General features: G+C 71.7%; 23 protein-coding genes, 1 tRNA gene and 1 pseudogene. 21 read left to right on the top strand and 4 right to left on the bottom strand.

The window, feature by feature from the left end:
• Positions 1 to 274: 274 nt before the first annotated feature.
• On the bottom strand, positions 275 to 754 hold the full coding sequence (locus ABZ495_RS16080; RefSeq protein WP_359805087.1) for a universal stress protein: 480 nt from the start codon (positions 752 to 754) through the stop codon (positions 275 to 277).
• Positions 755 to 1,826: 1,072 nt separating this feature from the next.
• Between ABZ495_RS16080 and ABZ495_RS16075 the strand changes: the two genes are divergently transcribed.
• Positions 1,827 to 2,738 (top strand): HAD family hydrolase, encoded by a 912-nt coding sequence (locus ABZ495_RS16075; protein WP_359836409.1) that lies wholly within the window; start codon positions 1,827 to 1,829, stop codon positions 2,736 to 2,738.
• Between the two features lie 246 nt (positions 2,739 to 2,984).
• On the opposite strand, the gene ABZ495_RS16070 is transcribed toward ABZ495_RS16075, so the two are convergent.
• The gene (locus ABZ495_RS16070; RefSeq protein WP_359836407.1) at positions 2,985 to 3,803 is read right to left on the bottom strand and encodes a GNAT family N-acetyltransferase; all 819 of its coding nucleotides are present in this window, start codon (positions 3,801 to 3,803) and stop codon (positions 2,985 to 2,987) included.
• 1,134 nt (positions 3,804 to 4,937) lie between these two features.
• On the opposite strand from ABZ495_RS16070, the pseudogene ABZ495_RS16065 reads away from it, so the two are divergent.
• The 4 genes and pseudogenes from ABZ495_RS16065 to ABZ495_RS16050 all read left to right on the top strand — a co-directional run.
• Positions 4,938 to 5,933, top strand: a pseudogene (locus ABZ495_RS16065) (helix-turn-helix domain-containing protein); the annotation flags it as partial.
• 821 nt (positions 5,934 to 6,754) lie between these two features.
• A complete protein-coding gene (gene orn, locus ABZ495_RS16060; protein WP_359836405.1) occupies positions 6,755 to 7,357 on the top strand; it encodes an oligoribonuclease in 603 nt (200 codons plus the stop codon).
• Between the two features lie 184 nt (positions 7,358 to 7,541).
• A tRNA-His gene (locus tag ABZ495_RS16055) sits at positions 7,542 to 7,617 on the top strand.
• Between the two features lie 106 nt (positions 7,618 to 7,723).
• Positions 7,724 to 9,016 (top strand): site-specific integrase, encoded by a 1,293-nt coding sequence (locus ABZ495_RS16050; RefSeq protein ID WP_359836403.1) that lies wholly within the window; start codon positions 7,724 to 7,726, stop codon positions 9,014 to 9,016.
• Here ABZ495_RS16050 and ABZ495_RS16045 read toward each other — a convergent pair.
• Together ABZ495_RS16045 and ABZ495_RS16040 are read right to left on the bottom strand one after the other, a co-directional pair.
• Entirely contained in the window at positions 9,013 to 9,258 is a 246-nt protein-coding gene (locus tag ABZ495_RS16045) for a hypothetical protein (protein WP_359836401.1), read from the bottom strand. The genes ABZ495_RS16050 and ABZ495_RS16045 overlap by 4 nt on opposite strands.
• Before the next feature lie 160 nt (positions 9,259 to 9,418).
• Positions 9,419 to 9,811 (bottom strand): hypothetical protein, encoded by a 393-nt coding sequence (locus tag ABZ495_RS16040; RefSeq protein WP_359836399.1) that lies wholly within the window; start codon positions 9,809 to 9,811, stop codon positions 9,419 to 9,421.
• A gap of 278 nt (positions 9,812 to 10,089) precedes the next feature.
• Here ABZ495_RS16040 and ABZ495_RS16035 point away from each other — a divergent pair, with 278 nt between their 5' ends.
• The 16 genes from ABZ495_RS16035 to ABZ495_RS15960 all read left to right on the top strand — a co-directional run bounded on the left by ABZ495_RS16035 (position 10,090) and on the right by ABZ495_RS15960 (position 18,828).
• Complete coding sequence (locus ABZ495_RS16035; protein WP_359836398.1) at positions 10,090 to 10,368, top strand: XRE family transcriptional regulator; 279 nt, start codon at positions 10,090 to 10,092, stop codon at positions 10,366 to 10,368.
• On the top strand, positions 10,365 to 10,622 hold the full coding sequence (locus ABZ495_RS16030; RefSeq protein WP_359836396.1) for a hypothetical protein: 258 nt from the start codon (positions 10,365 to 10,367) through the stop codon (positions 10,620 to 10,622). Before ABZ495_RS16035 ends, ABZ495_RS16030 begins: the two co-directional genes overlap by 4 nt.
• A gap of 92 nt (positions 10,623 to 10,714) precedes the next feature.
• Positions 10,715 to 11,578 carry a hypothetical protein gene (locus ABZ495_RS16025; protein ID WP_359836395.1) on the top strand — a complete coding sequence of 288 codons (864 nt, stop codon included), beginning with the start codon at positions 10,715 to 10,717 and terminating at the stop codon, positions 11,576 to 11,578.
• 14 nt (positions 11,579 to 11,592) lie between these two features.
• Positions 11,593 to 11,790: a hypothetical protein gene (locus ABZ495_RS16020; protein WP_359836393.1), complete on the top strand. Its 198-nt coding sequence runs from the start codon at positions 11,593 to 11,595 to the stop codon at positions 11,788 to 11,790.
• A complete protein-coding gene (locus tag ABZ495_RS16015; protein ID WP_359836391.1) occupies positions 11,790 to 12,107 on the top strand; it encodes a hypothetical protein in 318 nt (105 codons plus the stop codon). Before ABZ495_RS16020 ends, ABZ495_RS16015 begins: the two co-directional genes overlap by 1 nt.
• Entirely contained in the window at positions 12,104 to 12,337 is a 234-nt protein-coding gene (locus ABZ495_RS16010; RefSeq protein WP_359836389.1) for a hypothetical protein, read from the top strand. The genes ABZ495_RS16015 and ABZ495_RS16010 overlap by 4 nt, the downstream gene beginning before the upstream one ends.
• 103 nt (positions 12,338 to 12,440) lie before the next feature.
• Positions 12,441 to 13,328 (top strand): PD-(D/E)XK nuclease-like domain-containing protein, encoded by an 888-nt coding sequence (locus tag ABZ495_RS16005; protein ID WP_359836387.1) that lies wholly within the window; start codon positions 12,441 to 12,443, stop codon positions 13,326 to 13,328.
• Positions 13,325 to 14,173 (top strand): hypothetical protein, encoded by an 849-nt coding sequence (locus ABZ495_RS16000; protein WP_359836385.1) that lies wholly within the window; start codon positions 13,325 to 13,327, stop codon positions 14,171 to 14,173. Before ABZ495_RS16005 ends, ABZ495_RS16000 begins: the two co-directional genes overlap by 4 nt.
• Positions 14,170 to 14,892: an exonuclease domain-containing protein gene (locus tag ABZ495_RS15995; protein WP_359836383.1), complete on the top strand. Its 723-nt coding sequence runs from the start codon at positions 14,170 to 14,172 to the stop codon at positions 14,890 to 14,892. The genes ABZ495_RS16000 and ABZ495_RS15995 overlap by 4 nt, the downstream gene beginning before the upstream one ends.
• Before the next feature lie 197 nt (positions 14,893 to 15,089).
• Complete coding sequence (locus ABZ495_RS15990; protein WP_359836381.1) at positions 15,090 to 15,731, top strand: hypothetical protein; 642 nt, start codon at positions 15,090 to 15,092, stop codon at positions 15,729 to 15,731.
• Between the two features lie 145 nt (positions 15,732 to 15,876).
• Complete coding sequence (locus ABZ495_RS15985; protein WP_359836379.1) at positions 15,877 to 16,311, top strand: hypothetical protein; 435 nt, start codon at positions 15,877 to 15,879, stop codon at positions 16,309 to 16,311.
• Between the two features lie 110 nt (positions 16,312 to 16,421).
• Positions 16,422 to 17,381 carry a helix-turn-helix domain-containing protein gene (locus tag ABZ495_RS15980; protein WP_359836377.1) on the top strand — a complete coding sequence of 320 codons (960 nt, stop codon included), beginning with the start codon at positions 16,422 to 16,424 and terminating at the stop codon, positions 17,379 to 17,381.
• Positions 17,378 to 17,941: a hypothetical protein gene (locus ABZ495_RS15975; RefSeq protein ID WP_359836375.1), complete on the top strand. Its 564-nt coding sequence runs from the start codon at positions 17,378 to 17,380 to the stop codon at positions 17,939 to 17,941. Before ABZ495_RS15980 ends, ABZ495_RS15975 begins: the two co-directional genes overlap by 4 nt.
• Positions 17,941 to 18,144 carry a hypothetical protein gene (locus ABZ495_RS15970; RefSeq protein ID WP_359836374.1) on the top strand — a complete coding sequence of 68 codons (204 nt, stop codon included), beginning with the start codon at positions 17,941 to 17,943 and terminating at the stop codon, positions 18,142 to 18,144. The genes ABZ495_RS15975 and ABZ495_RS15970 overlap by 1 nt, the downstream gene beginning before the upstream one ends.
• A gap of 9 nt (positions 18,145 to 18,153) precedes the next feature.
• On the top strand, positions 18,154 to 18,600 hold the full coding sequence (locus ABZ495_RS15965) for a DUF4326 domain-containing protein (protein WP_359836371.1): 447 nt from the start codon (positions 18,154 to 18,156) through the stop codon (positions 18,598 to 18,600).
• Between the two features lie 9 nt (positions 18,601 to 18,609).
• A complete protein-coding gene (locus ABZ495_RS15960; RefSeq protein ID WP_359836369.1) occupies positions 18,610 to 18,828 on the top strand; it encodes a hypothetical protein in 219 nt (72 codons plus the stop codon).
• Positions 18,829 to 18,837 lie beyond the last annotated feature (9 nt).

Below are 18,837 nucleotides of genomic sequence, written 5' to 3'. Positions count from 1 at the left end.
CGTCGAGTCGGCCAGCAACGACCAGAACACCGATCCGTGGACGGACGCGCAGGTCGCCGCACGGTGCACCGGCAGGCCGAGAGACGCCGCCGAGAGACAGGAGAGACAGGAGAGACAGCGCGGCCCCGGGCAGACCGCCCTGCCCTTCACGGCAGTCGTCAGAGATCCATGAACATCCGGACCACCGGAGAGGAGGTACCCGAGGCACCGGACGAAAGCACAGCGGGCGGACGCGTCGACGACGACGGCAGGCACCCTCATAGCCGATGAACCGTCAGGGAATCACAATCACCGGACGGTTGGCGCGACGGGCCAGCCGACCGGAGACCGATCCGAAGATCTTGCCGAGCAGGCCGTGCGTGCTGCCGACGACGATCGCGTCCGCGGCGTACTCGCGGCCGACCTCCTCGATCTCATGGCAGATGTCGCCGCCCCGCTCGACCAGGATCCAGGGCACCCCGGCGAGGAAGTCCGCGCAGGCGAGCTCCAGACCGAGCACCTCGGTCCGGTGATCGGGAAGGTCGACGAAGACGGGAGGTTCGCAGCCCGCCCACACCGTGGCCGGCAGGCGATTGGCCACGTGCACGATCACCAGCCCGCACTTCGAGCGACGAGCCATGCCCACCGCATAGGCCAGGGCACGCTCGCTCGACAGCGAGCCGTCGAATCCCACCACCACGCCGTGCTGGAAGGCGGGGTCGCACGAGCCGCCGGGCTTCTGCTGCACCGCGGGTTCGCCGGCGGCGCTCGGCAGGCCGGAGCCTCCCGGGTGGTCGGCACCCGGCCCCAGGCGGCCCGTCATCGCGGACTCCGCCGGGTCGGGCCGGTGGTCGCCTCGCTGCTGGCGGGAGCCGGAGCGGCCCCGGCGCGCGACAGTGCGAAGCAGGCGGGAGAATCCCCGGATATCCACGGCGTCCGCGCCCACATCAGGGTCCGCGCCGACTCCGGTCTGTGCACAACCACTGTCTCCCCCGGGCACTGCGCCCGCGCTGCGGACCGCATCCGGTTCAACCGGTCGGGAGGACTCAAAACCAGCCATGGCTCAAGGCTCTTCGAGGAAGATGGGCCGACAAGAGAGGACAACGCTGCCCGGGCAGCAGGCCCGCACGCGGGAAGACGTCGGTCTGCGCCGAGCACCACCGTTTGTGACCTGTTCCTTTCAGAGTACGACGGGCAGGAGACTCAGCCCAGCGGCAAAGCCTCGGAACGGCTTTGTTACCGCGAATGGAGGATGCGCCCGCCGCCGGCGATGCGCCCCCTGCCAGCGCGCGGTCGCGCCCCCTCCGGCAAAGGAGGGTCTCTGGAGCTTGACTGAGCGAACGGAGCGATGCAACAGGCCACCGGGACACCGTGACCGGACTGTCATTGATCGACAACGATCCGTCGCCGCCCGACACCGGCAACCGGCGTCGCAGGACGTCCGAACGAGGCCGCCACGGCCCACAGCCCGTGCGCCGTGCCGCGCCCTCTGCGCCGTCCCCCGGCCGCCATCCATCAGCCCACCGGTCCGGGCCGAATCCGGGTCCACCCCCGGGCCGCGTCCGGATCGACGTCAGGCCGTCCTGTGCCCGGCTCCGGGCCGCCTGTGTTCCACCGTCGGGCCGCTCCCGGTGGGCCCCGCGACGACCGGTCCGCCGCCGAACCGCTGTGGCCGCCCCCACCTCCCCCGGATCGTCTCCCCCACCCCGAGCAGCCGCCCCGCACTGCAACCCCGGCCCCATCCCTGCCACGCCTGCCGCTATCCGTTTCAGCCAATTCGCACGGGTTCGCGACGCTGCCTGGCATTTGCCACGTGCATACCCACAGCCGCTGGCACCATGCACGACATGCCGCTGCTCCTGTTCGACCTCGACAACACGCTGCTCCCCAGGGACGCCGCCTTCCGAGCCTGGGCCCGGGACTTCCTGACCGAGCGAGGCCTTCCGCCGGAGGACCTCGACTGGCTGGTCACCATCGACGGCGGCGGGTACGTGCCGCGCAGCACCGTACTGTCCGCGATCCAGCGCCGCTACGGCCTGGACGACTCTCTCGACTTCCTGCTCGCCCACTTCCGACGCGGCATCAACTCCCACATCCACTGCCCCTCCCGCAACATCGACGCGCTGCGGGCAGCGCGTGCGGCCGGGTGGACGCTCGGCATCGTCAGCAACGGCAACACCCGGCCGCAGTTGGAGAAGATCCGCCGGACCGGGCTGGGACCGATGGTCGACGGCTGGGTCATCTCGGAGGAGGCGGAGTGCGTCAAGCCTGACCCGTTGATCTTCGAGATCGCCGCGCAGCGGTGCGGCATCGCGCCCACCGGCGACTGGGCCTCGAACACCTGGATGGTCGGGGACCACGCCCCCGCCGACATCGCCGGCGCGGAGCTGACCGGGCTGCGCAGCGTCTGGCTGCACCACGGCCGCCCCTGGGCCGAGCCGGGCTACCGGCCGACGCTCAAGGCGGCCGGTCTGCCGGAGGCCGTCGGGCAGGTACTCGCCGCACGCAGCGCGCCGGGCGCCAGGCCCGGCATCCGGGCCGCCGGACCGGGCCACCGGCGGGCAGTGGGCACGGCCGCGGTGGTAGGCAGCCGGCAGCTCCGGGGGCCCGCCGACGGGGCGGCGCCCGCAGCAGCGCTGTCCGGCGCGCGAACCGGCGCGCAGGCCCCGCTTTCCGCCCTGGACGGCCCGCGTGCGCCTGTTCCCGGGGGCCGCCCGGACAGCGGCGCTCCGGCCGCCGTGGCGGCCGTCCGTGTCTGAAACCGTTCAGCCGGAGTTGCCGCAGTCACCCGTGGCCGACCTACCGCCGAGGAGCGTCCGGGGAACACCGGCCGGGTGAGTCGCCGGCCGGACGGACGGCCCGGGCCCGACTGCGCCCGGCGCCGGACCGCCCGACGCCCGACGCCCGACGACCGACGACCGACCGCGGCAACCGACCGACGACCCTGCTCGCCACCTTCACCTCGGCACACGGGACCGGGCACGCGGGACCGGGCACGCGGCCTGCTACGGCTGCGCGGGGGCCGACTCCGCGGGGGCCGACCTCGTCCACCAGTGGCTGCGGCCCGCCACGGTGAAGCCGAGCTTGCGGTACAGCGGTTCACCGAGTGCGGTGGCGAGCAGGGTCGCCGGGCGGTCGGGGTCCGCGGCGGCCAGGGCCGTCTCGAGGACGGCGCGGGCCACGCCCCGGGAGCGGTGTTCGGGGAGCGTCGCGACCCAGTACACCCCGGTGGCGCGGCCGTCGTCGAAGGTCAGGCAGGCGCCGGCCAGTTCACCGGCGATCCTGGCCCGCCAGGCCCGGCAACCGGGCTCGTGCAGGAGGCGCTCGGGCAGCATCACACCCCGTATCCAGGGCTGGCGGTCCTCGATCGGGAAGCCGTCGACCACCGCGTGTTCGACCTCGGCGAAGGCGTCGGCGTCCAGCACCTCATCGACCGTCAGGTCGCCGCCGGCCCGGGCGCCCGTCGACGGCAGCGCGCCGAGCAAGGGTGCTTCGAGCGCGCCGGGCTCACGGACCATCACGGGCATCGCCCGGCCGTGCGCGCAGCCGTGGCGCGACATGTCCAGTTTGAGGTAGGGGTCCTCCAGCGTGAGCCGGGTGGTGGACCATTCCTCCAGCAGGGCCGCCAGTTCGTCTTCCAGCACGGCTGGTTGGTCATAGGGACGGGTCACCACGATGCGGTGGGCGTCGTCCGGGGTCCGGGCGCAGCGGACCGCGGTGAACCCGGGACGGATGAGGTGCTGCCACCCGTGGGCGCGCGCTTGGGCGAGCCAGAAGGCGGCGGCGTTGTCGTTGGCCTGTTCGAGCCGGCTGAGGTTGTCCACGACAGGACGGTAGCGCGGGCGACCGGCGTCCGATCAGCAGCCCTGGCACTGGCCGGATGGAGCCAGGGAGGCGCACACTTCGAGAGGCGTGCGCCCTCCCGTGCACCGCCTATTTTCGGTCAATCTCGCGCGACTCCCTCGCCCTTGGGCAAAGCCGCAGCCCAGACCCGCCGGCCGGGTACGCCGAAGCGGGGCACCCCAGGACCGGCCCCGCGACAACCAGCCACCGTTGCACCGGCCCCCTTCCCAGAAGGGTCGACGGGTGCCACGCTTCGTGATCGAATGCATCACGCCAAATTGCCATGTCGACATAGCGTCGGATGGTGAACTTGTCACAACGGCAACGGTCCACCCGATAGATTCGATCTTGGCCAGCAGTGCCGCACCACCACACCACACCACCGAGGGGGCTTGAGCGCCTTGAGCAGGGTGAGCAGGAGCGACGCGGGTCCTGACAGCGACCAGGCCGTGGCCGATATCGCGGGTCGGTCCGTGAGAGGCGCCGGCGTTTCGGCCACCGCTGCCCACCCCCGTTCCCCCGGCACCTCCAGCGCCGCCCCATACGTCCCGTACGCCTCGGTGAACACTCCGGCCTCACCGGCCTCACACACCCCCTCCGCACCAGCGGGCTCCGGTACAGGCACCTTCTCGGGCGCCCCGGACCATGCCGGACGACCCGTCAGCCGACCCGCCGTCAGCCACGGCGGTCTCCAGGGCCAGGGGACGGCCGGGCAGGCCGGCCCGTCGGTTCCCGGCCATCCTGGCGGTCACCCCGGAGCTCAGTCCGGCGCCCAGCCCGGCGGGCACCAGCTCGGCCGGGCGCTCGGCCATCCGGGCTCGGACGCGACGTTCCCGGCCTCCCCCGGTCCGGGCGCCGCGACGACACCCACCGGGCTGCCCGGAGGCACCTTCGGCCAGGGTCCGAGCGGGCAGGGTTCGGGCGGCCACAGCCCCCACCTCCACGGCCCCAACAGCCACAGCCCCGGCCCCCAGGGCCAGAGCGGCCAGAGCGGCCAGAGCGGCCAGAGCGGCCAGAGCGCGAACGGCGGCGGCCCCAACAGCCAGGGCCAGGGCGGCCACGGCGGCTACGGCGCCGGCGGCGGGTCCGGCCTGAACGGCCCCTCGGTCCCCCTGATGTCCGCCGCCCCCCGGAAGCTCTCGGGCCGGCGCCGGCGCGAGACCGTCGCGGTGCTGATCTTCGGCGGCGCCCCGATCTTCGAGAGCTCGATCCCGCTCTCCGTCTTCGGCGTCGACCGCCAGGACGCCGGAGTGCCCCGCTACCGCCTGCTGGTCTGCGCCGGCGAGGAGGGGCCGCTGGCCACCACCGGAGGCCTCACCCTCTCCGCTCCGTACGGGCTGGAGGCGCTCGCCCGGGCGGGCACCATCGTCGTCCCGGCCTGGCGCTCGATCTCGCAGCCGCCGCCGGTCGAGGCGATCACCGCCCTGCGCAAGGCCCACCACGAGGGCGCGCGGATCATCGGCCTCTGCACCGGCGCCTTCGTGCTCGCCGCCGCCGGCCTGCTGGACGGCCGCCCCGCGACCACTCACTGGATGTACGCGCCGACCCTGGCCAAGCGTTATCCCCGGGTCCACGTCGACCCGCGGGAGCTCTTCGTCGACGACGGCGACGTGCTGACCTCGGCCGGCACCGCCGCCGGCATCGACCTCTGCCTGCACGTGGTGCGCAGCGACCACGGCGCCGAGGCCGCCAACGCGCTGGCCCGCCGGCTGGTGGTGCCCAGCCGCCGCAGCGGCGGAGGCCAGGCCCAGTACATCGATCAGTCTTTACCGGAGGAGATCGGCAACGACCCGCTCGCCGAGGTGGTCACCTGGGCGCTGGAGAACCTCAACCAGCAGTTCGACGTCGAGGTGCTGGCCGCGCGTGCCTACATGAGCCGGCGGACGTTCGACCGCCGGTTCCGCACGCTCACCGGCAGCGCCCCGCTGCAGTGGCTGATCACCCAGCGGGTGCTCCAGGCGCAGCGACTGCTGGAGACATCGGAGCTGTCGGTGGACGATGTCGCCCGCCGCTGCGGCTTCCGGTCGCCGGTGGCGCTGCGCGGGCACTTCCGGCGCCAGCTCGGGGTCTCGCCGGCCGCGTACCGGACCAGCTACCGGGCCCGTCGCCCCGGCTCGGCCTCGCCGACGCCGGCGCCGCTGCACGCCGGTGACCTCCGGCTGGCCGGTGCCGTGCCGGCGTCGGCCGCGGCCCATGCCGCGGCGGCCCTGGCGGCCGCCGCCACGGCGGCGGGCGGGGTGGTCCCCGGCCAGCACGGGCCGGCACCCGCACTGCCGTACCCCTCCGGCGGCCCGGGCCAGCACGGCTCGCCCGGGCAGCACGGCCAGCCGTCCGGGCAGGGGGTGCACGCTCGTGCCGCCCAGCCCTACCCGCATTCGCAGACGGCTCACCAGCCGCACTCCGGCCAGCCGGGGACGGGGCGGGGCACGGCGCGGCCGCCCCTGGTCCCGCCGCAGGCCGGTCCCGGGGCGGGCCGGCCGCCGCGCACGGCGGAGCACGCCGCGGCGGAGGACGGTCAGCCGCAGCCCGGGGCCCGCGGTCAGGGGCAGGGGCACCGCAGCGCGGCCGAGCGACCGTCGGAGGACGGCTCCGGCGGCCGGGGGCACGGTGCGGCCACCGGCCGGGCGTCGGCGTCGGCCGCTCCGGCGACGCCGGAGGGTCGGGCCCGCCAGGCCCGCGGCCCCCAGGTCCGACCGCAGGGCGGCCGGGCCGCGGGCCCGGACGGGGCCCGTGAGCCGCGTGACCCCCGTCCCGCCCGGGACGGTCACCAGGCGCACCCGGTCCACCCCGCCCACCAGGCCGGTACGGCCCGGGAGGCGCACGAGCCCGACGGCCACGGTCAGGACGCGCACGGCTCCGAGTCCTGCGCCCCGGCACCCCGCTCGGCTCCTTCGGTGCCCGTGGCGCGTGATCGCGCCGTAGGGTGAGTGGCGTGAATGACCGTTTGGTATGGATCGACTGTGAAATGACAGGCCTCGACCTCGACCGGGACGCCCTGGTCGAGGTCGCGGCGCTGGTGACGGACTCCGAGCTGAACATCCTCGGCGAGGGCGTCGACGTCATCATCCGCCCGCCCGCCGAGGCCCTGGCGAACATGCCCGAGGTGGTACGCACCATGCACACCTCCTCCGGGCTGCTCGACGAGCTGGAGCAGGGCGTCACGCTCGCCGAGGCCGAGGCACTCGTCCTCGCCTATGTGCGCGAGCACGCGCCGGAGGCCGGGCGGACGCCGCTGTGCGGGAACTCCGTGGCGACCGACCGCGGCTTCCTGTCCCGGGACATGCCGGCTCTGGAGGGGCACCTGCACTACCGGATCGTCGACGTCTCCTCGATCAAGGAGCTGGCCCGCCGCTGGTACCCGAGGGCGTACTACAACAGCCCGCAGAAGGGCGGCAACCACCGGGCGCTCGCGGACATCCGCGAGAGCATCGACGAACTGCGGTACTACCGCGAGGCGGTGTTCGTCCCCCAGCCCGGCCCGGACACCGACACCGCGCGCGCGATCGCCGAGAAGTACCACGCCCCGACGGACTGACCCGTCCGCACCTCCCGGGGCCGGACGCGAAGACCGCCGCCGCCCCCGGGAGGGGTCCGCATCGGACTGATGGAAAGGCCCGCACCGGGCTGATGGAAACCCTGGCGCGAGCACCCTTCCGGATCCTGTATTGTTCTTCCTGTCGGAACGGGAACGCGAAGAGCGGGAACGAGCCGGACAGATGGTGGGTGTAGCTCAGTTGGTAGAGCACCTGGTTGTGGTCCAGGTGGCCGCGGGTTCAAGTCCCGTCACTCACCCCATCTGATCAAGGTCTGACCAGTAGTTTTGGTCAGACCTTGATCCATTTCCGAGATATGTCAGCACGACGTCATCACAGACCCCCAGTTGGGGGTCTACCGTCATGCCATGGCGACGATCAGAGAGCGCCCCCGCAAGGACGGCGGCATCACTTACACCGTCCTCTGGCGGGACGGCGGGACACGCACAGGTAAGCAGGAGTCGGAGATCTTCCCCGACACCCTGGACAAGGCCGAGGAGAAGGCGGCGCTCTTCAAGGGCCTCGTCGACATGCACGACCAGCAGTGGCCGCCTGGTTGGGTCCGAGGGAAGGGCTTCGTCCAGGAGCAGACCCAGAGCGACCGGGGGAAGGACATGCCCTTCCTCGTCTGGGCAACCCGGCGCATCGACAAACTGACCGGCATCGAGGAACGCACCCGGGCGGATTACCACCGGGACCTCCTCAATCACGTTGCCGGAGTCCTCGTTCACACCGACGTGGACGGGAAGGTCACCGAGGCCACCGTCAGCAACGTCACCCAGGACGACATCACCGACTGGGTTCGCGCCCAGGAAGACGGCCTGGTGTCACCTGAAGACCCAGAGCAGTGGTCGCGACAGCCCGCGGCGCCCAAGTCCATCGCGAACCGCCACGGCATGCTCTACGGCATCTTCCAGGCCGCTGTCGAAGCCACGCCGCCGCTGCGGGCCGGCAACCCCTGCTCCAAGACCAAGCTCCCCCGCGCCGACGCCGGCACTGATGAGGAGATGGTCTTCCTGGAGCATGACGAGTGGCAGCGCCTGCGCGCCGAACTCGCGCTCATCAATGGCGGGGACGGAATCGACATTGGGGATGTTCTGGTCGCAACCGGACTTCGGTGGGGCGAGCTGGCGGCCCTTCAGGTCAAGGACCTCAACTTGGCTGGATCCACTCCTACCCTCAGCGTCCACCGCGCCTGGAAGCGCCAGAAGGACAACTCACTGAAGCTGGGACCGCCCAAGACGAAGAAGTCACGAAGGACCCTGGCCCTCTCGGCGAGCACGGTGGAGATCCTGCGGCGCAACATCGTTGCAAAGGGCCCGGATGACTTTGTCTTCACGACCGCCTGGGGGAACCCCTGGCGGCACTCGAACTACTACAACCGTCGATGGCTGGTGGCGGTTCGCAACGCCCAGGCGAAGGGCTTCCAGAAGTCACCACGCCTGCACGATCTGCGCCACACCCATGTCAGCTGGCTGATCGCCAAGAACATCCCGCTACCGGCGATCCAGGCCCGGCTCGGGCACGAGTCCATCACCACGACGGTCGACCGGTACGGGCACCTGGTGCGGGCGTTGGACGGAGAGATTGTGGCCGCCATCCAGGCCGCGATGGCGGCAGATGACGGCCCTGGTCTTCGACTTGTGGAGCGCCTCGCCTAAGAGGCGGGCGCTGGGGTGGGACGGGTCGTGGCCAGCATCATGGCTACGGCCCACTCCCAGTTCTGGTTCCACAGACCGGCGTCGAGCGCGGCCTGCATGATCTCCTGCAGCTCCTCTGCGAGCTCGGCGGAGATCTCACTCTTGAGAAAGGCCAGGCCTACTACGCCCGGTCCCTCGAACTTCGCTACCCGGCGCCCCTCGGGCAGGCTGTCGACGCTGGTGACAACTGCTCGTATCCTCATCCGTCCTCCGTCGAGCAGGCGCGCGTGGTCAGCTCGAACTGGATGTGCGAGTTGGCATTCGTGTGCCCGCCGTGAGCGCAGTGTCCCCAGGTGGAGCAACACATCATGCCGTGTCGGACTGACAGACGGTAGTACCGGAAGGTTTTGCTCCTGACAGTCTCTACTCGTCCTTGCGCATGTACTGCTTCGCGAAGAGGTCCGCGAGCTCAGCAAGGTTGCGCCTGCCGGCCTCGTCCAGTTCACCCATCCGGGCTACCACGACCTGCACGGTGCCATCGGTGGACCACTCGGGCTCCTCGGACTCCACACCCATGAATTGCCTCGCGGCTGCACGCGCCACGATCTGGAACGGCAGCTCCAGGCCGCGGGCGAGAGACTCTAGCCGCCCCTGCCTCGGGACCTCTCGCAGCTGCCCCAGCTCCAGGCGGTTCACCCACGACGCGTTCAGGTCCTGATCCCCGGACCTATCGACGAGCTGCGCGAGGCTGAGCCCCAGCTTGGCGCGCTGCTCCTTCACCAGCCGGGACAGGGCGTCCCGCGTCTTCTCCACCATGGCCACCATCATTCCGTACTCCCATTCGCCCGCATGTCTACCTGTGTGCCAAGAGACGTCAAAAGGTGCCCAGGTGGGCATGGGGACATGTTGCCCCACGGGGACGCATTGTCCATCACCGGGGGAGGCGCACAACAGGGCGCAGTGGGGATGAATGGCATGGACCAGCCATATCTCGACACCGATGAACTTGCCATCTCAGCGCGATAGACACATCGTCCCCGATGTGCGATGCTTCCTTCATCGCCACACCGGGATGATTCATCGCAGGAGGATTGGTGACAGTCCCTCGGTTCCAACTGCACGACCCTGACCTGCTGCGCACCCTCATGCGTCGCACCGGGGACGGCGCCCGTACCAGCATCCGCGGCCTCGCCGAGGCCGCTGAAGTCCACCCGAGCCACGTCGGCGAGTTGCTGACCGGAGACCAGAAGACGGCTTCGTTCGAGGTCGCCTCCGCCATCTCCGGCCGCATCGGAGTGGACCTGCTCGTCCTCTGGGTGCCCGCCGAACGCGCCGTAGGCACAACCGCCGACGCTCAGGAGGTATCGCAGTGAGCGACGTCGAGAAGTACGACTACGCCTGGCTGTCCCGGCAGATCGGCGTCCCGGTCTCCTGGCTCCAGAAGAACAAGGCCAAGCTGCCGCGCATCGAGTTCGGGCACTACGTCCGCTTCTCGCCGGAGCTTGCAGAGGAGATCCGGGCCAAGTTCACCGTGCGCCCGAACGCCGAGTCGGCCGTCACGTCGGTGCCGGCCACGCTCCTCGACCTCAAGCCGGGCCGTGCCCCCCGCGGGCGTCGCACCGCCTGAGTCGCCCCCGACATGGGTCGGGCCCCCACCGGATGCACCCGATGAAGGCCCTCGCCCACCAGCACTGAACTCACACGAAAGAGAGGTGGACTATGTCCATCTTGGCAGAGAACACCGAGCAGGTGTTGACCGAGTCCCGCACGATGCGGGCCGCGACGGTCGAGCGCACGGACGTCCTCACGAAGGTGAAGGCACTCTCGTTGCTCCCGGACGGCGTGCACGCCACCACCGAGCTGGTGGCCGGCTTCTACGAGGTCGGCGCGGAGACCATCAAGTCGCTGGTGAAGGACCACCGGGCCGAGCTCGCCGAGAACGGCTACCGCGTCCTGACCGGTGCCGAGCGGGCCGAGTTCGTTAGGTCCCTCGGGGACCTTACGCTCCCGCCGGCCCGCCACACGGCCCTCTTCACCAGGCGGACGATCCTGAACGTCGGCCAGCTGCTGACGGGTAGCGAGATCGCGCACCGGGTGCGGGAGTACCTGCTGAACGTCGAGGAGTCGGCGACGGTCGCGGCCCGCAGTGAGGCGGTGGACCGGGCAGAGCTGGCGGCCCTGCAGATGCGGGTGCTGGCGGCGGCCGGCGGGATCGTCGACGCATCGTGGCTGGAGTTGAAGGCCCGGCACGTCGCGGCGCGGGCGCTCGGTGAGGAGCCGGAGATCGCCCCGGAGGACCGGCCGCTGTACGTGCCGGACTTCCTGAAGGGCAAGGGCCTGAAGCGCGGCGACATCCTGTCCGTCCAGTCGTGGTTCGGCCGGCGCGCGATGGCGCTGTACGAGGCCGAGCACGGAGTGCGGCCGGGCACCCGGACCGAGGACACGGCCCGCGGGTCGGTGCGCGAGACCGTGGCGTGGACGTACGCCGCGCTGCCGGTGTTCGAGGAGACGTGGGACCGCTACTACGCGGCCCAGTTCCCGCAGGCGCCGGCCCAGCTGAGCATCGCGGGCGGTGCCGCGTGAGCGCCCCGCGGGTGATGACGTTGCAGGAGGCGGAGGCTGCCGGCCTGCTCGGGCTCGTCGGCCGGGCGCGCGAGGTGCACGCCGAGGCGGACGCGCTGATGCGCGGCACCGGTCCGTTCCTGTCGGCGCCGGAGGCGGCCGCGATCTGGGGCCGCATGACGCAGACGATCGACAGCCTGCTGTGGCGGCTGACCGGCGAGGGAGCGGCGTGATGGCGACGACGGATCTGGCGCAGGTGACGGCAGTGGCGGACATCGAGATCGACGGCGAGCTGCTGTGGGTGTCGCCGGGCGTGAGCGCCGGCGGCCGGTACTGGGCGCTGCTGACCCCGTCCGATCTGCGGGCGGGGGTGGTGGCGGAGCACGCGGACGGTACGGCGGACGCGGTGATCGGCACGGTGACGCAGCCTGCCCGTTCGGTGCAGGCCGCGGCGGTCCTGGTGGTCGCGGCGCTGCGGGGCTTGTGCCCGTGCGGCTGCGGCTACCCGCTCCACAAGCACAACCCGAACGCGACGGACGGTGCGCTGTGACGGGCCCGGAGCACTACCGCGAGGCGGAGCGGCTGGCCCAGTTGGTCAAGCGCCACTCGGACAGCGTCGACGCCGTGGCGATCGCCACTGTCGCCCAGGTGCACGCGACGCTCGCACTCGCTGCCGCGACGGCGGAGGCCAACCCGGAGATCGGGGCGTACCTGCCGCACGACAAGCAGTCGGTGTTGCCGTGGCTCGGCGTGCTGATCGCAAAGGACGGTGCCCTGTGAGCGCGGAGAACCCCGTCGCCCGCCGGGCGGCCATCTTGATCGGCAACACCACCGGCACGCCGGAGGAGATCGCGATGCTCGACGCGGGGGCGGTGGCGTCGCGATGACCATCACCTCGCCGGCCGGGGCCTTCACGGCCCCGGCGGCCGGGCCGATCGTCGACCGGCCGGGCGTCTACGAGATGACCAACGAGGAGTATCACGCCGACCCGGTTCCGGGCGGCTCCCTCTCCTCGACGGGGGCCCGTCGTCTGCTGGCCCCGTCGTGCCCGGCCCGGTTCCAGCATGAGCGGACCCACGGCAGGGCGCCGAAGAAGGCGTTCGACTTCGGGACCGCCGCGCACATGCAGGTACTCGGCGCCGGCCCAGAGCTGGTTCGGATCAACGCCGACGAGTGGCGGACCGCCGCCGTGAAGGCGAAGGTCGCCGAGGCTCGTGAGCGGGGCGCGATCCCGCTGAAGCCCGCCGAGTGGGACCAGGTCCACGCGATGGCTGCGGCGATCCGCCGGCACCCCGTGGCGTCCCGCCTGTTCGCGCCCGGCTCGGGCCTGCCGGAGCAGTCGCTGTTCTGGGTGGACCAGGCGACGGCCGTGTGGCGGCGGGCCCGTCTGGACTGGCTGCCGCACCCGACGGGTGGCCGGCTGATCGTCCCGGACTACAAGACCACGGTGTCCGCTGACCCGCGGTCGATCGAGAAGTCGGTCTACGACTACGGCTACTACCAGCAGGACCCCTGGTACATCGACGGGGTTCGGGCCGTGCTCGGCGTCGAGGAGGCCGTCATGGTCTTCGTCTTCCAGGAGAAGACCGCGCCGTACTTGATCTCCGTGGTGCAGCTCGACCCGGTGGCGATCCGCGCCGGCCGGCGCCGCAACCGCGAGGCGGTCGCCACCTACCAGCAGTGCACCGCCACCGGGCAGTGGCCCGGCTACTCCGACCGCGTCGAGACCGTCTCCCTGCCCCCGTGGGCCGAGAAGCAGGAGAACCAGTGAACAACCCCGTCGAGCAGTACATGCCGAAGGCGCCGGCCCGGATCGGGCAGGGCACCGCGGTCGAGCAGTCCCGGGCGGTCGCTGAGGTGCAGGCGGCGATCATCGTCGCCCAGCAGTGCCCCCGCAACATCCAGGCTGCGGTCGCCGAGATGCGTCAGTCGTGCAAGCAGCAGTTCCTCGCCGAGCGGGCGTTCTACCGGTACAGCCGGGGAGGGTCGGCTGTCACCGGTGCCAGCGTCCACCTCGCCCGGGAGCTGGCCCGATGCTGGGGCAACATCCAGTACGGGCTGGTCGAGATGCGCCGGGACGACGAGTACGGCCAGTCCGAGATGCAGGCGTTCGCCTGGGACGTGGAGAAGAACTCCCGGAACTCGTCCACTTTCATCGTGCCCCACCGCAGGGACACGAAGGACGGCGCGAAGCAGCTCACCGACATGCGTGACATCTACGAGTCGAACGCGAACAACGGTGCGCGCAGGGTGCGTGAGGCGATCTTCGCGATCCTCCCGCCGTGGTTCGTCGAAGAGGCCAAGGCGCTGTGCACCCAGACGTTGAAGAACGGGGGTGGCCGGCCGCTGGCTCAGCGGATCGCCGATGCCATTCGAGCGTTCGACGGCATCGGCATCTCGGTGGACCAGTTGGAACAGAAGCTGGGCCGCCCGTCGGAAAAGTGGACGGAGCACGATGCCGCTCAGCTGCACGTGGTCTTCCAGTCGATCCAGCGCGGCGAGGTGCGGGCGGACGAGGAGTTCCCGGCCCCGCGCGTCACCGCCGAGGAGATCGCCGCAGCGCCGCAGCAGGCCACCGAGTGGCCGCAGGTCGCGCGGGCCGGGGGTGCGGAGTGAGCGCCCCCTGGTTCCTGCGGGAGTGGGCCAGCCTGGACGCGGAGACCACGGGCCTGGGAGTGGAGACGGACCGCATCGTGAGCGCCGCGCTGGCGCGGGTTCTTCGCGGCGTGGTGGTCGAGACGAGGACGTGGCTCGCGGACGCGGGCCGGCAGGACATCCCCGTCGAGGCGACGAAGATCCACGGGATCGCCAGCAAGGTGGCCCACCAGTACGGCCGGCCGGTCAGCGAAGTTGTGAGCGTCCTGGCCTTGGAGCTCGCCGAGCTGCCCTACGAGGGCATCCCGCTCGTGGTGGCGAACGCCCCGTTCGACCTGACCCTGCTGGACCGTGAGCTCTGCCGCAACGGCCGTTCCTGGCCCCAGCGCGAGCCCGGCCACCGGGTCTGGGTGCTGGATCCGCTGGTGCTGGACTGGGGCCTGGACCGTGCCCGTGAGGGGTCACGGTCGCTGGTCGGCCTGTGCCAGCACTACGAGGTCGAGCACCTGACGCCGCACCGGGCGGACGCCGACGCTGTCGCCGCTGCTGCGGTGACGTGGCGGATCGTGTCCGACTACCCGGAGCTGCGGGCCATGTCCCTGCCCGAGGTCCACGAGCAGCAGACCGTCTGGGCGGCCGGGCGTGCGGCGGCCAAGCAGGCGCACAAGCGGCGTACCGACCCGACCGCGGTCGTCGACGGCTCGTGGCCGATCCGGCCCCGGCAGGGGGTGGAGTCGTGACCCGAACCGCCGTTCCCACCGAGGCTATGCCGCATGGCGACCCGCGCCGGTACGGACGTGGTTGCCGATGCGACGCCTGCAAGGCCGGTCGCAGCCGGTACACGAAGGCCCTGCGCCACAAGCGGCACCGGGGGGAGACCAACCGGCGGTCCGCTCGACGCGCCGCCGAGCACATCCAGGCGCTTCGGATGGCTGGCATGGACGACGCTTCGATCATGGCATCTGCCGGCATCAGCCCGGACGCCATGTACAAGGCGGCCGTCACTACCGCCGTCATCATGCGGGCAACCGAGGAAGCCATCCTTGCGGTCCCCATCCCGACCGCGGTGAGTGGCGTGGTGATCAGCCGGGCGAAGACGGATGCCGTCGGCACGTGGCGGCGGGTTCAGGCCCTCGCGGCGGCCGGATGGCCGGCCACCGCAGTCGCGGCCCGGCTCGGCTTCACCAGCACCAACATCACGCACCTCCTCCGCCAGTGCGGCAGCGGAAAGGTCTACCTGCGGACCGCCAACCAGATCCGCCGGGTCTACCTGGAGATGTGGGACCAGCGGCCCGAGGACCACGGGGTGCCGCCGCACATCGCGCTCAAGACCCGGCGGTATGCGGCTCGTCGGGGCTGGCACCCGGCAGCCGTCTGGGACGACATCGACGACCCAACGGCGATGCCCCAGTACGGGGAGCAGGTCAGGCGGGACGAGGCGATCGTCGAGGACGCCGCCGAGCTGGCTCGTCAGGGTCTCTCCCGCGAGGCGATCGCTGAGCGGCTGGGCGTGTCCTGGGCCTACGTGAGCCGGGCCTACTCACGGCAACGGACCCCGGTCCCGCCGATCGCCGGGTGACCTGCCAGCAGCAGCTGCCCGCGGTGCGCGAGTACTGCGGGCAGCCCGCCCGGCCCTACCCCTGTGGCGCCCGATGCGAGCGCCACACCCCGGCCGCACAGGCCGGACGAGACGAACCACCATCGACACCCCTGGAGCGCCCACGATGAGCACCACGGTGGAGTACACCATCCTCGCCGAGGACGGCCCTGTGACCGTCCAGGCCGAGCCCGCGACCCCCGGCCTGTACGTCTACGAGCAGCCGGCCAGCGTCGATGTCGGAGCGCCCTGCCGGTGGCGGATCGGCCACCACGGCGGCCTGCAGGTCGCCCGCTTCCGCACCGCCGACGACGCGCACAGCGCCGCCCTCGACCTGGCCGACCTCACCGACTGGACCGCAAGCACCGACATCGCGAAGGGGCGCCTGCTGGCCAACGCCGCCGACCGCGTCGAGCTCTTGCGCATCGTCGAGGACTGCCACGGTCACTTCGGCAACTGCGCGCACCCGGAGCCCGACCCCGGCTGGCTGCCGAACGGCGGCCACGCGGGCCCGATGTGCGCCTACGTCTCGGGCATGAGCTCTCGCTGCACCTGCGACTGACCGCCGCCTGACCGCCTGGGGCGGGGTGTCCGTCCCCCGCCCCAGGCCACCAACCACCCTCACCACCATCGAGAGGCGACCCGTTGAGCACCGAGGCAGTGAAGTGGGCCATGGACGACGCGCCCATGCTGCTGACCGAGAAGGGCAAGTTGGACACGACGTCCCGGCATGTCCTCCAGGCGCTCGCCGAGCACGCCCACAAGGACGGCGGCGGGGCCCGCCCCTCCGTCCTGCGGCTGCAGTACCGCACCGGGTTCGACCGGCGGACCGTCCAGCGGGCCCTGCGCCGGCTGGAGGACGCGAAGCTGATCGTCGCCGAGGGCGTAGTGCGGGGCTGCACCGAGTACCGGCTGGCGCTTCACCTGCGGCGGCCGGAGTCCGACTGGCTGCTGCTGGAGGCCGAGGAGGAGAGCCTTCGGGAGGCGGCGGCGGAGCGGAAGCGGAAGTCTCGCGCGAAGGGTGTCACGCACTCTGCGCCTGTGACGGTCACGCACTCAGACGACGTGACTTCGCCGATGTCACGCACTCTGCGTCCGGACGTCACGCACTCAGACGACGTGACAGGGGTCGATGTCACGCACTTCAACGACGGCCGTCACGCACTCAACGCCGCCCGAACCATAAAGAACCCACAAACAGAACCGTCAGAGAACCACCACTACCCGGCGCCCGTGCCCAACCTCCCCGCCATCTGGGAGCCCGAGGCCGCCGCCGAGGTCGTACCCGCCGAGCCTTCCTGGCTCGCCCAGCTCCAGACCGCGATGAGCGCCAGCGGCATCAACCTGCCCTGGAAGTTCCTCGGCGACGACCGGCTGCTGCTGGAGAACGACGTCAAGCGGCTCGGCATCCCGGTCATGGTCCGCTTCGCCGTCCAAGCCGCCCAATCCGCCCAACGCGGCCCCTTCTCCAGCCGCTTCTTCTACCCCGGCTGGAGAGCCATCCCCACTCCCGTGGACCCCAACGTCCTGCCCATGCAGCCCAAGAGCCGCCAGCAGCAGGAGACCGACGACATGTTCGACCGGGCGATGGCCCGCGCACAGAACCGCATGCAGCAGAAAGGCATCTCGTGAACGAGGACGAAGCCGTCATCCTGGCCCGCTACGTCCGGGCCCTCTGCCCCCAGCAGAAGTTCGACGAGTACACCCCCGACGCCTGGTACGACCTCCTCCAGGACTACGACCTCCAGGCGTGCAAGCAGGCAGCGATCGAGCTTGGCCGCCGTCAGCCGTTCATCGCCCCGGCCGAGATCATCGAAGAGGTCCGACACGCCCGGGCTGGCCGGCTGGACTACTTCCAGTACGAGCCCGACCCGAACGAGACCAGCCGCCAGTTCACCCGCAACCTGCGCGCCCAGATCGCCGACACCCTCGACGGCTACCGGCCGCCCGCGTTGACCCACGCCGGATCGCCCCGGCCCGTCCTCGAACTGACCGCCTCCGTCGGCCACAACGTGCCCGAGGCGTGGGAGCCCCCCGCGACCCGGATCCGCAGCGCCCTGGACATCGCCTGCCCCAACCCGAACTGCCGGGCCGCAGTCCACAAGCCGTGCAAGACCCCGTCCGGGCGGCGCATGGCCGGCTACCACGGCACCCGGGTGGACGCGGCCAAGGTCGCGAAGGGCGCCGCGTGATGGGCGCCCCGATGCCCGAGGGCCTGCGCCGCCACGGCACCCGCCCCGCCGAATGGGCCATCCCCTGCCCCGTCCCCACCTGCCGCGCCAAGCCCGGCACACCCTGCCTCGGCCGCACCACCGGCCGCCCCGTCGCCGGCGGCAGCCACCCCACCCGCGCCGACACCTGGCTCGTCCACCAACACACCCGCCCCGCCGCCTAGGAGACCCCGATGCCCGTCCGCCTCCACCGCCCCGCCGTCCGCGGCTGGCGCGTCCCCGAAAACGCCATCTACGTCGGCCCCGGCAGCCGCTGGGCCACCCCGTGGCGGTGGCGCACCCGCGACGCCCTCGCCCGCGTCCCCGCCCTCGACGGCGCCGAATGGGAACTGGAGACCCGCATCAGCGCCCCGGACTACCACCACCCGTACAAGCACGCGGACGGCCGGATCACCAGCCACCACGTGCGGTACATGACCCGCGCCGAGTGCATCGAGGTGTACCGGCAGGCCCTCACCGCGCCCACCGCTCGACTGCGGCTGTGGACCTACCCCGGGCCCGCGCTGACCGTCGCCGACGCCCGCGCCGAACTCGCCGGCCACGACCTCGTCTGCCGGTGCGCGCTCAGCCAGCCCTGCCACGCCGACGTGCTCCTCGACCTCGTCAACCCGCCCGCCTAGGAGAACCCGATGACCAGCCTGTTCCAGCACGAGTGCGAGCAGACCCTCCGCGACCGCTGGGCCACCGTCTGCGGTAACCAGCCCACCGAGATCACCGTCAGCACGACGCCGCCGCTCATCGCCGGCCCGTACACCAAGCCCGGCCTGACCTGCCCGCACGGCGTCACCTACTGGACCGAGCCGACCGGCGAGCAGATCGCCCAGTGGGCCCGCGACGGCGTCGAGTAGCCGAGCGCC

Source organism: Kitasatospora sp. NPDC005748, assembly GCF_040630735.1.
In the GTDB taxonomy this organism is placed as follows: domain Bacteria; phylum Actinomycetota; class Actinomycetes; order Streptomycetales; family Streptomycetaceae; genus Kitasatospora.
This window is presented reverse-complemented; position numbering and strand designations above follow the sequence as displayed.

Bases quoted from the DNA above. Each gene is read 5' to 3' on its own strand.
- ABZ495_RS15970 (WP_359836374.1), top strand. From the start codon at position 17,941: ATGGGCGCCCCGATGCCCGAGGGCCTGCGCCGCCACGGCACCCGCCCC.
- ABZ495_RS16025 (WP_359836395.1), top strand. From the start codon at position 10,715: ATGTCCATCTTGGCAGAGAACACCGAGCAGGTGTTGACCGAGTCCCGC.
- ABZ495_RS15960 (WP_359836369.1), top strand. From the start codon at position 18,610: ATGACCAGCCTGTTCCAGCACGAGTGCGAGCAGACCCTCCGCGACCGC.
- ABZ495_RS15980 (WP_359836377.1), top strand. From the start codon at position 16,422: ATGGACGACGCGCCCATGCTGCTGACCGAGAAGGGCAAGTTGGACACG.
- ABZ495_RS16045 (WP_359836401.1), bottom strand. From the start codon at position 9,258: ATGAGGATACGAGCAGTTGTCACCAGCGTCGACAGCCTGCCCGAGGGG.
- ABZ495_RS16075 (WP_359836409.1), top strand. From the start codon at position 1,827: ATGCCGCTGCTCCTGTTCGACCTCGACAACACGCTGCTCCCCAGGGAC.
- ABZ495_RS16050 (WP_359836403.1), top strand. From the start codon at position 7,724: ATGGCGACGATCAGAGAGCGCCCCCGCAAGGACGGCGGCATCACTTAC.
- ABZ495_RS15985 (WP_359836379.1), top strand. From the start codon at position 15,877: ATGAGCACCACGGTGGAGTACACCATCCTCGCCGAGGACGGCCCTGTG.
- ABZ495_RS15990 (WP_359836381.1), top strand. From the start codon at position 15,090: ATGGACGACGCTTCGATCATGGCATCTGCCGGCATCAGCCCGGACGCC.
- ABZ495_RS15965 (WP_359836371.1), top strand. From the start codon at position 18,154: ATGCCCGTCCGCCTCCACCGCCCCGCCGTCCGCGGCTGGCGCGTCCCC.
- ABZ495_RS16020 (WP_359836393.1), top strand. From the start codon at position 11,593: ATGACGTTGCAGGAGGCGGAGGCTGCCGGCCTGCTCGGGCTCGTCGGC.
- ABZ495_RS16015 (WP_359836391.1), top strand. From the start codon at position 11,790: ATGGCGACGACGGATCTGGCGCAGGTGACGGCAGTGGCGGACATCGAG.
- ABZ495_RS16005 (WP_359836387.1), top strand. From the start codon at position 12,441: ATGACCATCACCTCGCCGGCCGGGGCCTTCACGGCCCCGGCGGCCGGG.
- ABZ495_RS16040 (WP_359836399.1), bottom strand. From the start codon at position 9,811: ATGGTGGAGAAGACGCGGGACGCCCTGTCCCGGCTGGTGAAGGAGCAG.